We start from the raw sequence: 16,611 nt of genomic DNA, 5'->3' as shown, positions 1-16,611 counted from the left end.
CACCCGCCTCGGAACTGGCAAGCCGCATGGCACCGTCGAAAAAGATATCGCTTCCCTCAGTCCACACGCGGTAGTCGTCTGTCTTGATTTCCATATCTGGCTTCGTTTCATCTAGTTGTGAGTTGGCGAGATCGGAATGGAGGCATATGTTTCCAGGCAAATACGATCGTTTTCATCGGCGGGGCTGGATATCCAGGCCAAGCGCGCGCCATAGTCGCTCATCAACGTCAGCAATCCAAGCCCGGAGCTCCCCACGTCGGGGTTCGCGGCATTCGCCTCAATCCGCTGTATCAGCAGGTCCTTTGGGTCGCCAACCGTGATGTCCGCCAGAAGGCTTTGGAACTCGGACGCGATTTCACCATCGACGTCATTCGACACCTTCAGCTTGAAGCACTCCGAATCCATCGACGCCTCAACCACAATTTCGCCTGGTGCGCGGAACTTGACGGCGTTTTCGATGAGTTCGTTGACCAGATATCCGATGCTATGCCGCACCTCCATGTAGTCATTGCGCGACGACTGAAAGCGCAACGCGAAAAGATCGGCAATGAAGTCCGAGGTCGTGGCGCAATGACGCCAACTCAAGTCGAGAGGTCCGTCGAACAGCCGCACGCGACTGACGCTCCCCTTCATCCCGATTGCAATGTCAGGCGTACCGAACAGCGCTGTCATCCTACGTATGCCTTATGATCACGAGTGTGATGTCGTCGTGGATCTTCTGGATTCCGATATGAGCCATCAAATCCTCGATGATCCCGGTCTTGATGTCCTCGGCGCTCCTGCCATGGCGCTTTTGCACGCTCTTGCAGAGGCGATCGAACCCGAACAGTCTTCTGTCTTCATCTTCCGCCTCGGTCACACCGTCGGTGTGCAACACGATTACGTCGCCGCTCCCGAACACGATGTCTCGCGTGTCAACAAACTGCGAGATGTCGTTCTCCAGGCCAACGGGCAGACCCAGATCAAGCGTGTCGATGCGTTCGACGTCCCCATCCGCACGCACGACGAGAATGTCCTCGTGCTGGCCGGATAGCGTTACCCGCCCGTCCTCAAAGTCAAGAAAGGCCAGCGAGAGATGCTTGTCGGTGTTCGTCCGCTCGATGTTCTTGTAGATGGCCCTGTTCAGACGAACCAGAAACTGATGCGGATCGCCTTCGTTGGCCTCCTGCAGCGCGCGTGCAACGGATTGGACCATCAGCATCAGCACGCCGCTCTCGAGACCATGACCGGTCACGTCGCCGATGCCTATCTTGACCCGTGATCCGTTCTGGAGGACGTCGTAGTAGTCCCCGCCCACCTCGTCGGCCGGCCGCATGTACGCCGCGATCTCCAGCCCCGGAATCGCTTCGAGTTCGAACGGTTTCGGCAGGACCATCATCTGGATTTGCCTGGCGACCGCGAGTTCGGCGCCGAGACGGACGTTCTCGTCCCGCAGCTTTTCGTTGAGCGCGGAAATCTCCTGATTTGCGTCGCCGAGTTCCCTGGTGCGTTCGTCGACGAGTTGCTCGAGGTTTTCTGTGTGAAAGCTGATCTGCTCGGCCATGCGGTTGAAGGCGACCCCGACCGCTCCAACCTCGTCGCGCGTTGGAACGCGAACACGGACCGAATAGTCTTTGGACTGTAGCCTCTGGGCGGCGCTGGCAAGCGCCCTGAGGCCGGCCGTGATCCGCTTCGAGATGCCGAGCACTGCCGCAAATACAATCAGAAGCGAAACGACGATGGCGGCGACCTGAAAGAGCAGAATACGATTGGTCGCGCGAGAAATACTCTTTTGCGCGGCGACCAGGGACGCATAGATTTCGCGTTCTGGAACGACGATTCCGACCGACATCGTTTCAGACTTGATCGGTCCCGAGCTCCACAGATTGGTCGGCTTCAATCTTTTGAGGACAACTATGTAGGGTACGTGTTCGCCCTTGTTGTCGAGCATGATATGCTGAATGACACCGTCATTGTTCTGGTCGAGCGGCAGCGACGCGATGGCCGGCTGCGTGCTTCCCCGCAGCGACCTCTCCAGGCCGGTGACGCCCTGCGTGCCCGCATCGTTGGATGAAGTCAGGCCTATGATCGCCTCGCCCGATGGATTGATCGCCACTACATTGCCGGTCGACATGGTGAGGAAGCCGAACCCGGTTTCGGCGATCTTGACGCGCTCGACGACTTCCGCGAGTTGATCGAGAGTGATGTCTGCACCCGCTACACCAGCGATACCGGTACGGTCGCGCGTCCACAGCGGGTGGAAGAAACTGACGATCAGCTTTCCCGTGATCGCATCGGTGTAGGGCGCTGTCTGAGTGATGTCGTCGGGGACTGGACGTGAGGCTGGATCCCTCGCCCATTGCTGCCACGACCCATAGATCCCCGGAAAGAAGAACTCCCAGAACTCCGCCCTGTTGTGGCCCGGATAGAGTCGGTCGAAGGTCTGTGCCTGGTCCGTATACGGTACCGTCCTGAAGATCGGCCGTTCCTTCGGACCAATATAGTACATCTGCAGTTTTGGCGATCCGCTGGCCATAAGGGTCGGCGCGACGAGATCCAGAACGGTACTGTCTTCGATTTCCCGCTCAACGCTTGGCAGCGGCGTGTGGTCGGCGCCCAGCAGGTAGCCCCAGACGCTAATCACGGAAGGCGCGCCCGGCAGGTTCTGCGCCCAATCGCCCTGCGCATCATAGACGACCTTCACCGAGCCGGGTGTTTCCTGCGAAAGGGTTGCTCCGACCTGTCGCTGCCGGCTCGGATGGTCGGTCTGGGCCTGCAGAACGCCGGCCAGCGCCTTCACGTCCCCATGAACTCGATCGAGCAGGAGGTCGACGCTTAACGCTGTCGAGTCGGCATAGGAGCGAATGTATTCCTGGTTTGCGGTGGTCAGGCCCTCGCCGACTTCCGACGTGGCGTCGCGCGACAGCTTTTGAACGTTCCAGAGCGCAAGGCCACCGCTCAGCAAGAGGTCAAACAGCACGGCGCCGCCGACGACCAAGACGAATTTCGCCCGGAAGGAGCGCAGGCCGAAGCGCGGTGTAGGCTGATCGTCGGCTTTCATTGCGGCCTTCGCCCCGATGCGACCCAGATCGGCCAACCCGCATAACCCTTGGGGTGTAGCGCAGCGAATATGTGATCCTGGAAGCCCTGCCGGAACCGTGCAACGAACTCCGGCCCGTCGCCGCGTTTGGTGGCCATCTCGCCGGCATACACATCGGCCCAGGCTACAATGACATCGGCGAAGTCCTGCGGATCTCCGTCCAGGTTGGTGACCGTGAAGGTCTCGACACGTATGTCGTCGAATCCGGCTTCGATCAGATATCGGCGACTCTTGGGCCCGAGCTCGACGTCCATTTCGAAATGCGCGAACAGCTTCGCCACTTCATTGTATGTCCAACGGATGCTTTCGGCGCGCGGCTCGCCGAGGCAATGCGAATTCTTCTCGTTGGTGATGTAGACCCGCCCGCCTGGCTTGCATATGCGGTAGAGTTCCTTGAGGATGAGTTCCGGTCGATTGAAGATTTGAAGCGAATGTCGGCAGGTGACCAAGTCGAACTGCTCCTCGTCGAGCAGCATTTCCGAGGCATCGCCATAAGTATATTCGATGCCCCGGATATCGAACTCCCGCATCACGCGTCTGGCGTAGTCCAGGCTTGATATGGAGTGGTCGAGGGCGACAATCCGCGACGGCTGGAACTCTTTGTGCACGAGCACGGCGAAATCGCCGATCCCGCAACAGATGTCGGCCATAACGATCCCGGGTCTCATGCCATGCCGCGGCAGGATTGCACGCTCGTGGCGCCAGGTCATCTTTGTCTGTGTGCGCAGGATTGGAACGAACCCGCCTTCCTCGAGGAAGCCCTGCCCTGGATAGAATTCGCTGTCATACTCCTCGACCGTGATGTTCGGTTCGATTCCGCTCAGCCGACCGAATTTTCGCGAGGTCCATCCGACGACGCTCGACGTGATGACAACAAATTTGAGATCGGGTCGAGCGCGACAGGCATCGATGATGATCCTCGAAAAGGCGTAAAATGCAGCGTTGTTCATCTGCGCCAAGCGCCTGACATTGACGTAGAGAACGCCGCGTACTCGGCCGATCGCATCGCGAAGCAATGCCAGGCTAGGCCCAAGCTCATCGATCGCCTGAGGCCGGACCACCCCAGATATTGAGAACTCCTGGTTGTTCGCATCGTACTGCGCCTTGAAGCGCGCGTGCAGGTTGTAAGGGCTCAATGTTGCAGGCCCTCAAGCGGAAGATCCACGACGAGCGTGATCGCATCGCCGTCGGCTTCCTCGACCCTGAGTGCCGCGTTGTAGTCGACAGCCAGTTCCAGGAGTACCACCTCCCGGCTGGGCGCCAGATCCCCAGACACAGAATTGAGATATCGCTCCTTGGCCTCAAATCCCGCGACTTGCGAAACGGCTTCTTCGTAGAATTGGCGCTCCTCCGGCATGCAGGGAAATGTCAGTTCGATCCTGTCCGTCGCGCCATAGCGAGACACCCTGCATGCCAGTTCGCCGTCGGCGTGGCGGGTACGAAAGGCGACTTCCAGTAATTCGTTGAACGCAGAGGAAAAGAGATTCGAATGCCGCACCGAGTCTGATCTGTTTTGACTGATCATCCGGGCGATGTACGTCGAGACATAATCGCAGTGTTTCCAAGCGGAGACAAAAGTCTTGATTTCCATGTCGATCTGGATCATCGGCTCAAAAGTCGGTTCGCCAACCGAGTCATGATGAACAGATCCCATCCGCATCCTCTCCTATTCCATCCGTATTTGAGCCCAGGTGAACGATGAACTCCGGGACGGAAATTTGACCGCCTCGTGATGAGCCAGTCCCGCATTGCGCGGCATCTAGCTCGATCGTTTTTACAGCCCTCCGATTTACAAACGGTGCAAGTGGCTAGCGCGCCCGATTTGATTCCTCCATCGCTTCCAGCCCCTTCGCCGGCGACCGCCTGATTAAATCGCCGGTTGCCTCGGATCCGAGCGGCCGTCCCATGAAATTGCCTTGCAGGTAATCGCAATTTTCCTTGATCAGCCACCGTGCCTGCGCCGACGTCTCGACCCCCTCGGCGGTGACGCTTATTCCCAGGCCGTGCGCCAGACTTATGATCGATCGCACAATCGTTTGACTCTTCAGATCCGTCTCCAGGTCCGCGATGAAGTATTGATCTATCTTCAAGGTATCGAACGGAAAATTCTTAAGGTAGCTCAAGGATGAATAGTATGTTCCAAAATCGTCGAGCGAGATTCGTATTCCCAGGACGTTCAACGTATTCAATGTATCTATATTGTCGATAGTCTTCTCAAGAAGAACCGTTTCGGTTATCTCGAGTTCAAGCCTTTCAGCTCGGATTCCAACTGCGTCGATGATCTGAGCGACCGTGTCCGTCAGCGAACCGCTTAGGAACTGAGCCGGCGACAGGTTGACTGCGACTGTCAGCGCAGAAGGCCACGCCAATGCCTGGCGACAAGCTTGCTCGAGCACCCATCGTCCAATTTCGTCCATCAGACCGTCCGCTTCGGCGATCGGTATGAACACGCCGGGCGGAATGATTCCTATCTCGGGGTGCCGCCACCGCAGCAGCGCTTCGAAACCAATCACCGACGAAGGAGGCCTGATGAGCGGCTGATAGTCCAGGTAAAGCTCGCCCCGCTCCAGCGCGGTTCGAAGGCTGCGCCTCAGATTTTCGCGTTGCTCGAGCAACAACAGCATCGAGCGATTGAACGTTCGAGCGCAGCCGCGACCATCGGTCTTGGCTGCGTAAAGAGCAATATCTGCGGCTTTCATCAGCTGCTCGCCATCGGTCCCGTGCTCCGGCCCGAAAGCGATTCCGATACTTGAACCGACGAAGACGGGAATGCCGTTGATGACGAAAGGGTCCTTGAACGAGTTGACCAGCGATGTGGCGAGGCGCTCGGCTTCCGCGGGCTGCTCCTTGCCCAATTGGATGACGGCGAACTCGTCGCCGGCATACCGGTACGCAGATTCGCCGTCCTCCAGCGCGTCGCGGATTCGACCTGCCGCGAGTTGCAGAAGCGTGTCGCCTGCCCCATGGCCGAGCGTGTCGTTGACCGCTTTGAAATCGTCAAGATCGATTTGCAGCAGGGCGGCTTTTGGCTGAGATCCGCCGATGGCCGCCAGCGCTTGCTGCAGCCGCTCGCCGAATCGCCGCCGATTCTGCAGTCCGGTCAGCACGTCGTGCGTCGCTTGATGGAGCAGAATCATATGCTCCTGCTCCTGCGCCGCGCTGCGCTCCCCCTGCTCCCGGGATTCGATGATTCCCACACCATCTGCAGTGCCGAAGACGAAAACGGAGCGGGGCGCTTCGCCCGATGATCGCGGCAGGTCAATGCTTGCCGCAGAGCCGCCCTGGAACACCCGAAGAAATTCGTCGCGGCACCTCGTATCGAGGAAGCCTGGATAGATCTCCCAAATGGCTGCGCCTGGCACCACCGCACCTCCGTACAGGCGTTTAAGCCTGGCGGCGTAGTGAGTTAGGCGGAAGTCGCTATCATAGAACGATAGAAGTTCGGTCGTATTCGCCAACAGGTTAGCGAGAAGCGCTTCGCCGGCACGTGAACCATCGCTTGAGGAAGACTCCTCATTCTGCGTGCCGACGCCTGATGCCTCTGAACGCAAAAGCCACCTCCGTAGGCGGTGAAAATTAGCGTCCCCCAGTTTAGAAATAGCATAAGTAACAAGCTTGGCAAACTTTCAACTCGCTATTTCAACAAGCGGTGCATGCGCTGTAATTGCAATGGATCCTCCGCTGTGATTGGCGGGCAGGTTATTCCACGATGGACGTTCATTCATTGTTAATAAATCGCGAATTGACAGATAATCGGCGTCGCGCCCGGCGTGATTCGAAATATTGCGATCCACAGGACAGAGCGGAATTCGCGGCCTGGGCTCGATCACAGACCTAGTGTTTCGAGATCGGCTTTCTCAAAAATCTGGTTTTCAGCCACGTTTTCGACGGTCCGCTCTGGTAGGGGCTATCGGCGCGTTTCGAGATGACGCCGTCGAGCTCGGTTTTCTCGGTGGCGCGAAAGATCGCGAGCGCGTCGCCCTCAAAATGCTCGCTGTATTGGATCTTGCCGAGGCCAGGCTCAACCAGTCGCCACAGCGCTTGCTTGCGTTGCAGCAGGGGTAAGGGGATAAGATTGCGACCGTCGAGATGGAGGATGTCGAAAGCGACGAACACCAGCCGGCTCGGCTCGTTCCAGATCGCGGCTTCCAGCTCAGGAGAACCGGGCGAGCCACGCCCGCCTGAGACAATCACCTCGCCGTCGAGAATGGCAGCCCGGCATGGCAGGTCGACAGCTAGCGCGATGGGCCAGTATTTAGTCGTCCAGTCGCGCCCGTTCTTGTTGTAAAGACGCGCGCCGTTCTTATCAATGATGATTTGCGTGCGGTAGCCGTCGAATTTGGCCTCGTGGACCCACCCTTCATCTTCGGGCGGCCGCTCGACAAGAGTTGGTATCTGCGGCGGAATGAACTCCAGCCGTTCGTCGTCGACCTTGTCACGCTGACTCAACTACGCCACCATCTTTGCAGGATAGCGGTGGCGCGAGCGGCACAGGCGATCCGGTATCCATTTGGACACCTGCCGCCTGTGCCTTGCCCCCACTAAGCCATTCTGCGACGCAATGAACACCGGCCAGCCGCCCCCGGCCATTGGCACGCTACTCAACTACGCCACACCTTCGACGGATAGCGGCAGCGCGAGCGGCACAGGCGATCCGATGTCCCCCAACTTGTGCCGCCTGTGCCGAGCCCCCACTAAGCCATCGAGCCCCCACTAAGCTATTTTGCGGCGGAATGAACACCAGCCGGCCGCCCCGGCCTTGGCACGCTGACTGACTTACGCCTTTGACGGTTTGCGGCGGCGCGGTCGGCACAGGCGGTGCGATATTCCCCCCAACTTGGAAACCTGCCGCCTGTGCCGAGCCCCCGCTAAGTCACAGCGAACATCTACGAATAGGGCCGCGCTGTCGTTAGCTGCGCATCCAGATACTTATCCGGGCGTACATATCTCGATCGGCACGGCATCTCTCGCCAGGGTTGTCGCCGGATCCAGTATCACTCCGGGCATACCGATGAAACGTCCGCCGCGGATGCTAAGATCAGCTTCCAAGCGCCTTGAGCCATCCTTCAAACGAGGAGGTCTTCTCGTGCTCGCCAAGCGAAACAGAGTGGGCGGGGCGCGGCAACACCGTCGTCCTGCGCCCTTCGCGGGGGCTGTAACCGAACTCCTTGCTGAACGCTCGGCTGAAATTTGCCGCTGAACTGAACCCGAAGGCCTCCGCAATTTGAACGATGCGCCGGCTGTCCGCCGGATCGCTGAGCGCAACATGGGCCGCTAAAAGTCGGCGACTTTGAATGTAGTGGAGCACCCCACCGCTCGGTTCGAACAGCTGGTAGAGACGAGATCGCGAAACACCGAGCGCCCGGCACATTGAATCCGGCGTCAGATGAGCCGCTTCCAGGTTGTTTTGGACGTATCGACGGGCCCGCTCCATCAGCGCGACACTCGCCAGTTGTTCGGCCGCAGCCGCATGTTCGGCCGGCGGCGCGAGGCACGCAATGATCATGCTGCGGGTTGCGTGTACGATGCGAGGCAGGTCGTCAGCGGTGAGACTGCGCAGCCTTGATACGATGCCGTCGACATAGTCGATCAAAAGGTTTGCAAAATTGCCGGAAAGAATTGAGTTGTTGTTTGCGTCGAGGGTTGCCGCCGCGTCGGCGAACAAATCACGCGGCAAATATAGAACGAGACTTTCGGATTCGGTCATCCTCCCGCGAAACGGGTAGCCTAGCGACCTGATCTCAAGTTTGCCCGGCTGGCCCTCCGCGACACGGCGATTGACCTCCGTCCACGACCGGCCGGTATGTGGCAAGACGACATACCAATGATCGATCGAGCTGGACCGAAGCTTTGCGGCGGAACGGATATAACTGTGCGCCGGCGTCCGCTGTTCGACGATCAGCATGCCGCCGAGATTCCAAGCCTTGTGCGCTGCGGGGAAGCCGTCGTCCAGCGATTTGTCATCCGGCAGCCTGACCTCGACAAGCGGTGCCACATGCGCTTGCCAAGCGGGGAATTGATCCTCTGCTGCCAGTTCGAGCGTTGAAAAGGACAGCGGTTCCAGTGCCGGCGCGATTGGCCGAGCCGCCTCATTGTCGGGTTGAACGTCGCGAGGCCAACGCCGTCGCTCGCGCTCCGGTACAGGCCCGGTATGCGCCTCGTCTTGCTCCTTAGCGTCCATCGCGCGTGGTGCCATATCCGATTCCGGTATGCCCATGCCCCCGCAATCATGTGGTGTATCCCGGGATCTGGCAAGCCTGTGGACCGCATCGTCGATCACGCTGGGTTACAATAAGAAATGCATCCCGAGATAAGTTTCTGGATACAAGGCTAACGACACACTTCAGACCGGCGCCTATAGATTCCGACATCGTGAAAGCGACGTTGAGGAGACCAGGTAATGAATGAAAAAGTCAAAGGAGAAGCTCGCCGCAAGATAATTCTTGATGGATATGTCAACAACGAGCCATTGAAAGACATTGCGGCAAAGCTCGGATGCTCACTGGCGAGTTTGAAAGTCAGCGCCAGCAAACTTGGCTGCACTCGCGCCCCGAAAGAGGCGGCTGACTTTCGACGCGGCTTCCGTATACCCGACAACAAACGGCAAGACTATTACCAGCTCATGCGGGTCGGCCAATATAGATCTCGGGACTGCGCACAGATTTTGGGATTATTGACAACACAATCGCCGAGCATGGAGTAACGTTACTAGAAGCTGGGGACAACATCTTTTCAAGCCTCGGTGACAAGGCCCCGCCGCAAAGCACGGGCGGCGGGCGCTGAAAGGTTCGCTCAAATGCTGCGTCGGCGTTTCAATCGCACCTGCCTTAGCCCTCTCGATCTGGCCGTTTGCGAACGCGTGTTCAATCAAGTCTGCGCAGATGAACAGCTCGATCCTTTGGACCCGGACGCCGAAATTCTAGCGGTATTGGTTGTGGCCATCTTTCGAAATGCTCACACCAGCGAACGCGAACTGCTGGAGGCGGTCAAATCTCGCCGGCAAAAGGCCAGGGCAGCCGTCCGCACGCCTAAAATGAACTAGTTGATCTACCCGCCAGCGGCATCTAGCCGGCCATTCATCCCTCTGCACATTGTCCGTAAGGGCAATGCTTCGACGAAGGGCCCGCTGCGCCAAGGCCCCCCGCCCCAAAAGGTCCGGGCGCGCAGCAACGTTTTGCACATCAGCTAGTCGGCTCTGGAATTTCAACCGGAAATCGAGCATGATGCGGCTTGGTATTGGCGTTGGATGCTTCGCGCTCCCATGAAATACCGGAGGACGGGACATGGCCATCGCGCTTGTACTCGTTTTGATCGTCGTGGGCTCGGTGTTGTTCCACTTCCTGAGCCCATGGTGGTGGACGCCGATTGCCTCGAACTGGGACTATATCGACCACACCATCATCATCAGCTTCTGGATCACCGGCGTCGTTTTTGCCGCCGTTGTGCTCTTCATGGCGTATTGCGTGTTCCGCTTTCGCCATCGCGAAGGCAATCGCGCGGTATACGAACCGGAGAACAAGCGTCTCGAATGGTGGCTGACGATCGTCACTGCGATCGGCGTCACCGCCTTGCTCGTTCCCGGCCTGTTCGTCTGGAGCCGCTTCGTCAACGTGCCGAGCGATGCGACCGAAATCGAGGTCGTTGCTCAGCAATGGCAGTGGAGCTATCGCCTGCCAGGCAAGGACGGCAAGCTCGGCACTTCGGACACCCGTGAAGTAGCCGCTGAGAACCCGCTAGGCATCGCCCCAAAGGATCCCAACGGCCAGGACGACGTCGTGGTCGAGGCGGCGGACCTGCACTTGCCGGTCGGCAAACCGGTCAAGATGCTGCTGCGTTCGATCGACGTGCTGCATGATTTCTACATCCCGGAATTCCGCGCCAAGATGGACATGATCCCGGGATCGGTCACCTATTTCTGGTTCACTCCAACAAGGACCGGAACCTTCCAGGTCCTGTGCGCCGAGCTCTGCGGCCAGGGACATCCGCTGATGCATGGCATGGTGATGGTCGACACCGAGCAGGATTACCTGACCTGGCTCGGGCAGCAGCAGACTTTTGCGCAACTGTCGGCGCCTCAGCAAACGGGCTCGGCGAACCCGCTGCCAGGAAAGACAATGGCGTCCGCTTTGGACGTCGAGGCAAAAGTCGAAACTGTCGAGGCCCGCTGAACAGGGAGGTGCTCCCATGGTCGACGTCACACCCGCAGATGCCGTTCCCCCCGCCGAAGTCGGGGAAATGGAACTGTACCATCCGCACAGTTGGTGGACGAAATACGTCTTCTCGCAGGACGCCAAGGTCATAGCGATCCAGTATTCGGCAACGGCAACGGCGATCGGCTTTGTAGCGCTGTTCCTGTCCTGGCTGATGCGCCTGCAGCTCGGCTTCCCCGGCACGTTCGATTTCATTACTCCGGAGGCCTACTACCAGTTCATCACCATGCACGGCATGATCATGGTGATCTACCTGCTCACCGCACTCTTCCTCGGCGGCTTCGGCAACTATCTCATCCCGCTGATGGTCGGCGCCCGCGACATGGTCTTCCCCTATGTCAACATGCTGAGCTACTGGGTCTACCTGTTGGCGGTGCTCGTTCTCGTCGCAAGCTTCTTTGCGCCCGGCGGACCGACCGGCGCCGGCTGGACGCTCTACCCACCGCAGGCGATCATGACCGGCACGCCGGGTGGCCAGGACTGGGGCATCATCCTGATGCTCTCTTCGCTCATCCTGTTCATCATCGGCTTCACCATGGGTGGCTTGAACTATGTTGTGACGGTGCTGCAGGGCCGCACGCGGGGTATGACCTTGATGCGCCTGCCGCTCACCGTATGGGGCATCTTCACCGCCACCGTCATGGCTCTGCTCGCCTTCCCGGCGCTGTTCGTTGCTTGTGTGATGATGCTGCTCGACCGCGCGCTCGGCACCTCCTTCTTCATGCCGGCGATCGTCGAGATGGGCCAACAGTTGCAGCACAGTGGCGGCAGCCCGATCCTGTTTCAGCATCTGTTCTGGTTCTTCGGCCATCCGGAAGTCTACATCGTGGCCCTGCCGGCCTTCGGCATCGTGTCCGACCTCATCAGCACGCACGCGCGCAAGAACATCTTCGGCTACCGAATGATGGTCTGGGCGATCATCGCCATCGGCGCGCTGAGCTTCGTGGTCTGGGCGCACCACATGTATGTCAGCGGCATGCACCCCTATTTCGGCTTCTTCTTCGCCACGACGACGTTGATCATAGCCGTTCCGACCGCCATCAAGGTCTATAACTGGGTGCTGACCCTGTGGCGCGGCGACATCCATCTCTCGATACCAATGCTTTTCGCGCTCGCCTTCATCGTCACCTTCGTCAATGGCGGTTTGACGGGGCTGTTCCTCGGCAATGTCGTCGTCGACGTTCCCCTGTCGGACACGATGTTCGTCGTTGCCCATTTCCACATGGTGATGGGTGTCGCCCCGATCCTGGTGATCTTCGGCGCGATCTATCACTGGTATCCGAAGGTCACCGGACGGATGCTGGACGAGGCGCTCGGCCAGTTTCACTTCTGGGTCACCTTCCTCGGCGCCTACCTGATCTTCTTCCCCATGCACTATATCGGCCTGATTGGTGTACCGCGCCGCTACGCCGAACTGACCGACATGACGATCATGACGGAGTCGGCCCATCATCTGAATTCGTTCATCAGCATCATGGCCTTCTTGGTCGGCTTCGCCCAGATGGTGTTCCTGTTCAACCTGATCTGGAGCATCCGTCACGGCCGTGAGGCCGGCGGCAATCCGTGGCGGGCAACGACGCTCGAGTGGCAGACGCCGCAGACGCCGCCGGCGCACGGCAATTTCGGCAAGGAACTGCCGATCGTCTATCGTTGGGCCTATGACTACAGCGTGCCGGGCGCGAAGGAGGATTTCATTCCGCAGAACGTGCCGGGCTCCTTCATCCCATCGAGGGAGCCGGCATGAGCGTCATCCTGGTCTTCCTGCTGGTGATCGCCGGCTTTGCCGGATGGTGGCTTTCGCACCAGCGGCTGACCGCGAAGCCGTGGCTCGAGCAAGGCTTGGCCGGGGATTTCGTCGGCCTCGAGCGATCGGCCCTGCCCACCGCCAAGATCGGCCTCGGTGTCTTCCTCACGGTCGTCGGCTGCCTGTTTTCGCTGTTCACCAGCGCCTATTTCATGCGCATGGGTCTGCCGGACTGGCGGCCTCTGCCGCTGCCGCGCCTGCTCTGGCTGAACACCGGCGTGCTGGTGCTGAGCAGCGTTGCGCTGCAATGCGCCGTGATCGCGGCGCGCAGAGGCCAGACGGACATGGTCAGGCTCGGTCTTGCGACGGCCGGGCTGACCGCCCTCGCCTTCCTGATCGGCCAACTGATCGCGTGGCGGCAGCTGACCGATGACGGCTACCTGCTGGACTCCAACCCGGCCAACAGCTTCTTCTATCTGATCACCGCCATGCACGGCCTGCACATACTGGGCGGGCTGGTCGGCCTTGGCAGGACGAGCATCGGCGCCTGGACGGGCCCCCGGCCGCAGCGGCTTCGCCTCGGGATCGAGCTCTGCGCGATGTACTGGCATTTCCTGCTTTTCGTCTGGCTCGGCATTTTCGCCGTCCTGGCCGGCTGGGCGGCGACATTCGTGAGCATTTGCCAACGGCTGCTGACCTAGGAGACTGGCGATGGCCGAGACGACACTGACGGATAGCAGCCAGTTGGATCGCCCCCAGGGCTGGCGCGGGATTGCCACCGACTGGGCCTCGGATCAGCGCGCGTTCAAGAACGTGTCCTGGGGCAAGGCCATGATGTGGATCTTCCTGCTCAGCGACACCTTCATCTTCGGCTGCTTCCTGCTCTCCTACATGACCGCCCGCATGTCGACGCGCGTGCCGTGGCCCAACCCAAGCAAGGTCTTCGCGCTGCACATCGGCGGGTCGGAGGTCCCGCTGATCCTGATCGCCATCATGACCTTCGTGCTGATCTCCAGCAGCGGCACCATGGCCATGGCGGTCAATTTCGGCTACCGCCGCGATCGCCGCAAAACCGCGATCCTGATGCTTTTGACCGCCGCGCTCGGCGCAACCTTCGTCGGCATGCAAGCCTTCGAATGGACCAAGCTCATCACCGAAGGAGTGCGGCCCTGGGGCAATCCCTGGGGAGCCGCGCAATTCGGCTCATGCTTTTTCATGATCACCGGCTTCCACGGCACGCACGTCACGATCGGGGTCATCTTCCTGATCATCGTGGCGCGAAAAGTCTGGCGCGGCGATTACGACATCGGGCGTCCAGGGTTTTTCACCAGTCGCCGGGGCCACTACGAGAATGTCGAGATCATGGGACTCTACTGGCACTTCGTCGATCTGGTCTGGGTGTTCATCTTCGCCTTCTTCTATCTTTGGTGAGAGGCAGGCTTTGCTGAGAGGACGAAATGGCTGAAGCAACCGCAAACGGTCTCGGACAACAGGCGCTGCACTCCACCCACGATGCAGCGACCGCCGGCAAATCGGACACGCATCAGGAACACCCGATCAAGCTCTATCTGGTGGTCTGGGTGTGGCTGTTCATACTCAGCGCCTGCTCCTATATGGTCGACTATTTCGGCCTGCACGGCTATCTCAGATGGTCGCTGATCCTGATTTTCATGATGCTCAAGGCAGGACTGATCGTGGCCGTCTTCATGCACATGGCCTGGGAACGGTTGGCGATGATGTATGCGATCATCCTGCCGCCGATATTGGTGCTGGTCTTCGTGGCGATGATGGTCTTCGAGGCCGACTATACGCTGCTGACCCGCATCGCGTTTTTCGGGCCCGGCCCCTGACGCGCGGTTCGGATAAACCGCAGCCTAATCAGCCCGAAATGGCCGGTGCCTCGAAACAACCGGCGGTTTGGTTTTGATATGCGTCGTGAACTCAAGCAAAGGACGCGGAAAATGACGATAGCGAACAGACTGAGGAATTTCATAGACGGCAAGGGAATCCCGTACGACACCGTCGCGCATCATCGGACTGCAACCAGCAGGCAGGCCGCCATTGCCGCCCACGTGCCCGGCAGCATGATGGCCAAGTCCGTGGTCGTTCACCACGAGCTCGGCTATGCGCTGGCCGTGGTCCCAAGCACCCACAGGATCGAACTCGCCAAGCTCCAGGACGTCATGGACAAGCGCCTCGGGCTCGCTTCCGAGGACGAGGTGGTCTCGCTCTTCGACGATTGCGATATCGGCGCCGTACCGCCGATCGGCGCGGCCTATGACGTGCCGGTCATTTTGGACGAAAGCCTCGGCGACGCCGCCGATATCTACTTCGAGGGCGGCGACCACAAGACCCTTGTGCATATCAGCGGCAAGGATTTCCGCGACCTGACCACAGGCGCGCGTCGGGCACGCTTCAGCCACCCGGCCCTGTGAGAGCACCGGCACTCCAGCCCGTGCTCGACAGGGTTTGCTAGTTCGCCGGTCTTGGGGCGGCGGCCGGCGCTTCCACGACCTTACGATACACGTGCCAGGTGGCATGGCCGAGGACTGGCAGCACAACCGCCAGCCCCGCGAACACCGGCAGCGAACCGACGATCAGCCCAACGGCGACGATCAGTCCCCAGACGGCCATTACGATGGGGTTCGCCAGCACTACGCGTACCGAAGTGTGAATGGCTTCGTAGGCGCCGACATCGCGATCAAGCAGCAGCGGAAAAGCCACCACGGTGGTGCACAACACGACCACGGCGAAGACGAATCCGATGGCGTGACCCAGCACGATCAGGGTCCAACCGCGCCCGGTGGCGAATATCTCAGCGATGAAGCTGGACAGCGATGCCGGGGGCGCGGGACCGAACAGCTGCTCGTAGAAGATTTTGGCGGTCAAAAGCCACGCTATGAAGATCGCGAACAGCATGATCCCGACCGCGGCGATGGCCGGCAGCGCCGGGGAGTTCCTGACCTCGAAGGCATGGCGCCACGAGGCATCGAGCCCGGCTTCCCGTCTGCGGCTGATCTCGTAAAGACCGATCGCCGCGAATGGGCCGATCAGCGCAAAACCGGACACCAGCGGAAACAGCAGTGGCAGCGCGTTCGCTCCCGATGTCCAGGTAGCAAGCACCACACCGACGAGCGGATAGATCATGCACAGAAACACGATGTGCGAGGGTTTCACCATGAAATCGTCGACACCGCGCCTGAGCGCGTCGAAAAGATCGGAAATGCCGATCTTTCTCACTCTGGTATGCTCGAGCGTTTCGCTAGCGCCTGCAATGACGTGAAAGCTTGCCATGACCATTCCTCCAGACCAGGGTCCGGCAAGGTCGCGGATTCGCGGTGCTACCGCTCTGCATGTTGGCCACGCAAAACCGCGACCTGCACCGGCAGCCAACATACTCCATTGCGCCCGATTTGTCTCTTTTCATTGGAACGAGGGTGCGGTGGCCGGCCAGAGCTGCACGCTGGTTCGAGAGGTTTTTTTGCGGTATTCTTATACAGCTACAACGCAGGGCTCCGGGACGCGCAAAGGAGGCTGGATCACTTTGATTGGCCGTGATCCTTTCCCGATTTCCGGGT

16 protein-coding genes are annotated in these 16,611 nt (G+C 59.6%); 8 read left to right on the top strand and 8 right to left on the bottom strand.

What is annotated here, in order from left to right; all coding sequences use genetic code 11:
- Nucleotides 1-111 precede the first annotated feature (111 nt).
- The 7 genes from EOA79_RS11160 to EOA79_RS11130 all read right to left on the bottom strand — a co-directional run bounded on the left by EOA79_RS11160 (nucleotide 112) and on the right by EOA79_RS11130 (nucleotide 9,296).
- A complete protein-coding gene (locus EOA79_RS11160) occupies nucleotides 112-672 on the bottom strand; it encodes an ATP-binding protein (protein ID WP_206639237.1) in 561 nt (186 codons plus the stop codon).
- 1 nt (nucleotide 673) lies between these two features.
- Nucleotides 674-3,040, bottom strand: a complete 2,367-nt coding sequence (locus EOA79_RS11155; RefSeq protein WP_095825702.1) for a SpoIIE family protein phosphatase — start codon at nucleotides 3,038-3,040, stop codon at nucleotides 674-676.
- Nucleotides 3,037-4,215: a class I SAM-dependent methyltransferase gene (locus EOA79_RS11150; protein WP_095825596.1), complete on the bottom strand. Its 1,179-nt coding sequence runs from the start codon at nucleotides 4,213-4,215 to the stop codon at nucleotides 3,037-3,039. The genes EOA79_RS11155 and EOA79_RS11150 overlap by 4 nt, the downstream gene beginning before the upstream one ends.
- Nucleotides 4,212-4,733 (bottom strand): ubiquinone biosynthesis methyltransferase UbiE, encoded by a 522-nt coding sequence (locus EOA79_RS11145; protein ID WP_095825703.1) that lies wholly within the window; start codon nucleotides 4,731-4,733, stop codon nucleotides 4,212-4,214. The genes EOA79_RS11150 and EOA79_RS11145 overlap by 4 nt, the downstream gene beginning before the upstream one ends.
- A 154-nt stretch (nucleotides 4,734-4,887) precedes the next feature.
- Nucleotides 4,888-6,537, bottom strand: coding sequence for an EAL domain-containing protein (locus tag EOA79_RS11140; protein WP_127335366.1), 1,650 nt, complete (start codon nucleotides 6,535-6,537; stop codon nucleotides 4,888-4,890).
- A 376-nt stretch (nucleotides 6,538-6,913) separates the two neighbouring features.
- A complete protein-coding gene (locus EOA79_RS11135; protein WP_095825597.1) occupies nucleotides 6,914-7,528 on the bottom strand; it encodes a DNA ligase in 615 nt (204 codons plus the stop codon).
- Between the two features lie 589 nt (nucleotides 7,529-8,117).
- Entirely contained in the window at nucleotides 8,118-9,296 is a 1,179-nt protein-coding gene (locus EOA79_RS11130) for an AraC family transcriptional regulator (protein ID WP_245322444.1), read from the bottom strand.
- 183 nt (nucleotides 9,297-9,479) lie between these two features.
- Here EOA79_RS11130 and EOA79_RS11125 point away from each other — a divergent pair, with 183 nt between their 5' ends.
- The 8 genes from EOA79_RS11125 to EOA79_RS11090 all read left to right on the top strand — a co-directional run bounded on the left by EOA79_RS11125 (nucleotide 9,480) and on the right by EOA79_RS11090 (nucleotide 15,468).
- On the top strand, nucleotides 9,480-9,782 hold the full coding sequence (locus EOA79_RS11125; protein WP_127214219.1) for a hypothetical protein: 303 nt from the start codon (nucleotides 9,480-9,482) through the stop codon (nucleotides 9,780-9,782).
- Between the two features lie 93 nt (nucleotides 9,783-9,875).
- Nucleotides 9,876-10,121: a hypothetical protein gene (locus EOA79_RS11120; RefSeq protein ID WP_067000066.1), complete on the top strand. Its 246-nt coding sequence runs from the start codon at nucleotides 9,876-9,878 to the stop codon at nucleotides 10,119-10,121.
- A 241-nt stretch (nucleotides 10,122-10,362) separates the two neighbouring features.
- Entirely contained in the window at nucleotides 10,363-11,247 is an 885-nt protein-coding gene (locus EOA79_RS11115; protein ID WP_095801846.1) for a cytochrome c oxidase subunit II, read from the top strand.
- 16 nt (nucleotides 11,248-11,263) lie between these two features.
- Complete coding sequence (locus EOA79_RS11110; protein ID WP_095801847.1) at nucleotides 11,264-13,033, top strand: cbb3-type cytochrome c oxidase subunit I; 1,770 nt, start codon at nucleotides 11,264-11,266, stop codon at nucleotides 13,031-13,033.
- Entirely contained in the window at nucleotides 13,030-13,734 is a 705-nt protein-coding gene (locus EOA79_RS11105; protein ID WP_095825598.1) for a cytochrome c oxidase subunit 3, read from the top strand. The genes EOA79_RS11110 and EOA79_RS11105 overlap by 4 nt, the downstream gene beginning before the upstream one ends.
- Before the next feature lie 10 nt (nucleotides 13,735-13,744).
- Nucleotides 13,745-14,464, top strand: a complete 720-nt coding sequence (locus tag EOA79_RS11100; RefSeq protein ID WP_095825599.1) for a heme-copper oxidase subunit III family protein — start codon at nucleotides 13,745-13,747, stop codon at nucleotides 14,462-14,464.
- Nucleotides 14,465-14,490: 26 nt separating this feature from the next.
- Entirely contained in the window at nucleotides 14,491-14,883 is a 393-nt protein-coding gene (locus EOA79_RS11095) for a cytochrome C oxidase subunit IV family protein (RefSeq protein WP_082980618.1), read from the top strand.
- A gap of 111 nt (nucleotides 14,884-14,994) precedes the next feature.
- Nucleotides 14,995-15,468, top strand: coding sequence for an aminoacyl-tRNA deacylase (locus EOA79_RS11090; RefSeq protein ID WP_095825600.1), 474 nt, complete (start codon nucleotides 14,995-14,997; stop codon nucleotides 15,466-15,468).
- A gap of 37 nt (nucleotides 15,469-15,505) precedes the next feature.
- Here the strand turns inward: EOA79_RS11090 and EOA79_RS11085 are convergent, their stop codons facing one another.
- Nucleotides 15,506-16,327, bottom strand: a complete 822-nt coding sequence (locus EOA79_RS11085; RefSeq protein WP_095825706.1) for a DUF2189 domain-containing protein — start codon at nucleotides 16,325-16,327, stop codon at nucleotides 15,506-15,508.
- Between the last annotated feature and the right edge of the window lie 284 nt (nucleotides 16,328-16,611).

It is taken from the genome of Mesorhizobium sp. M1A.F.Ca.IN.020.03.2.1, assembly GCF_004023205.1.
Classification (GTDB): Bacteria; Pseudomonadota; Alphaproteobacteria; order Rhizobiales; family Rhizobiaceae; genus Mesorhizobium.
Note: the sequence above shows the minus strand (reverse complement) of the source record. Positions and strands in the feature narration are given on the sequence as shown.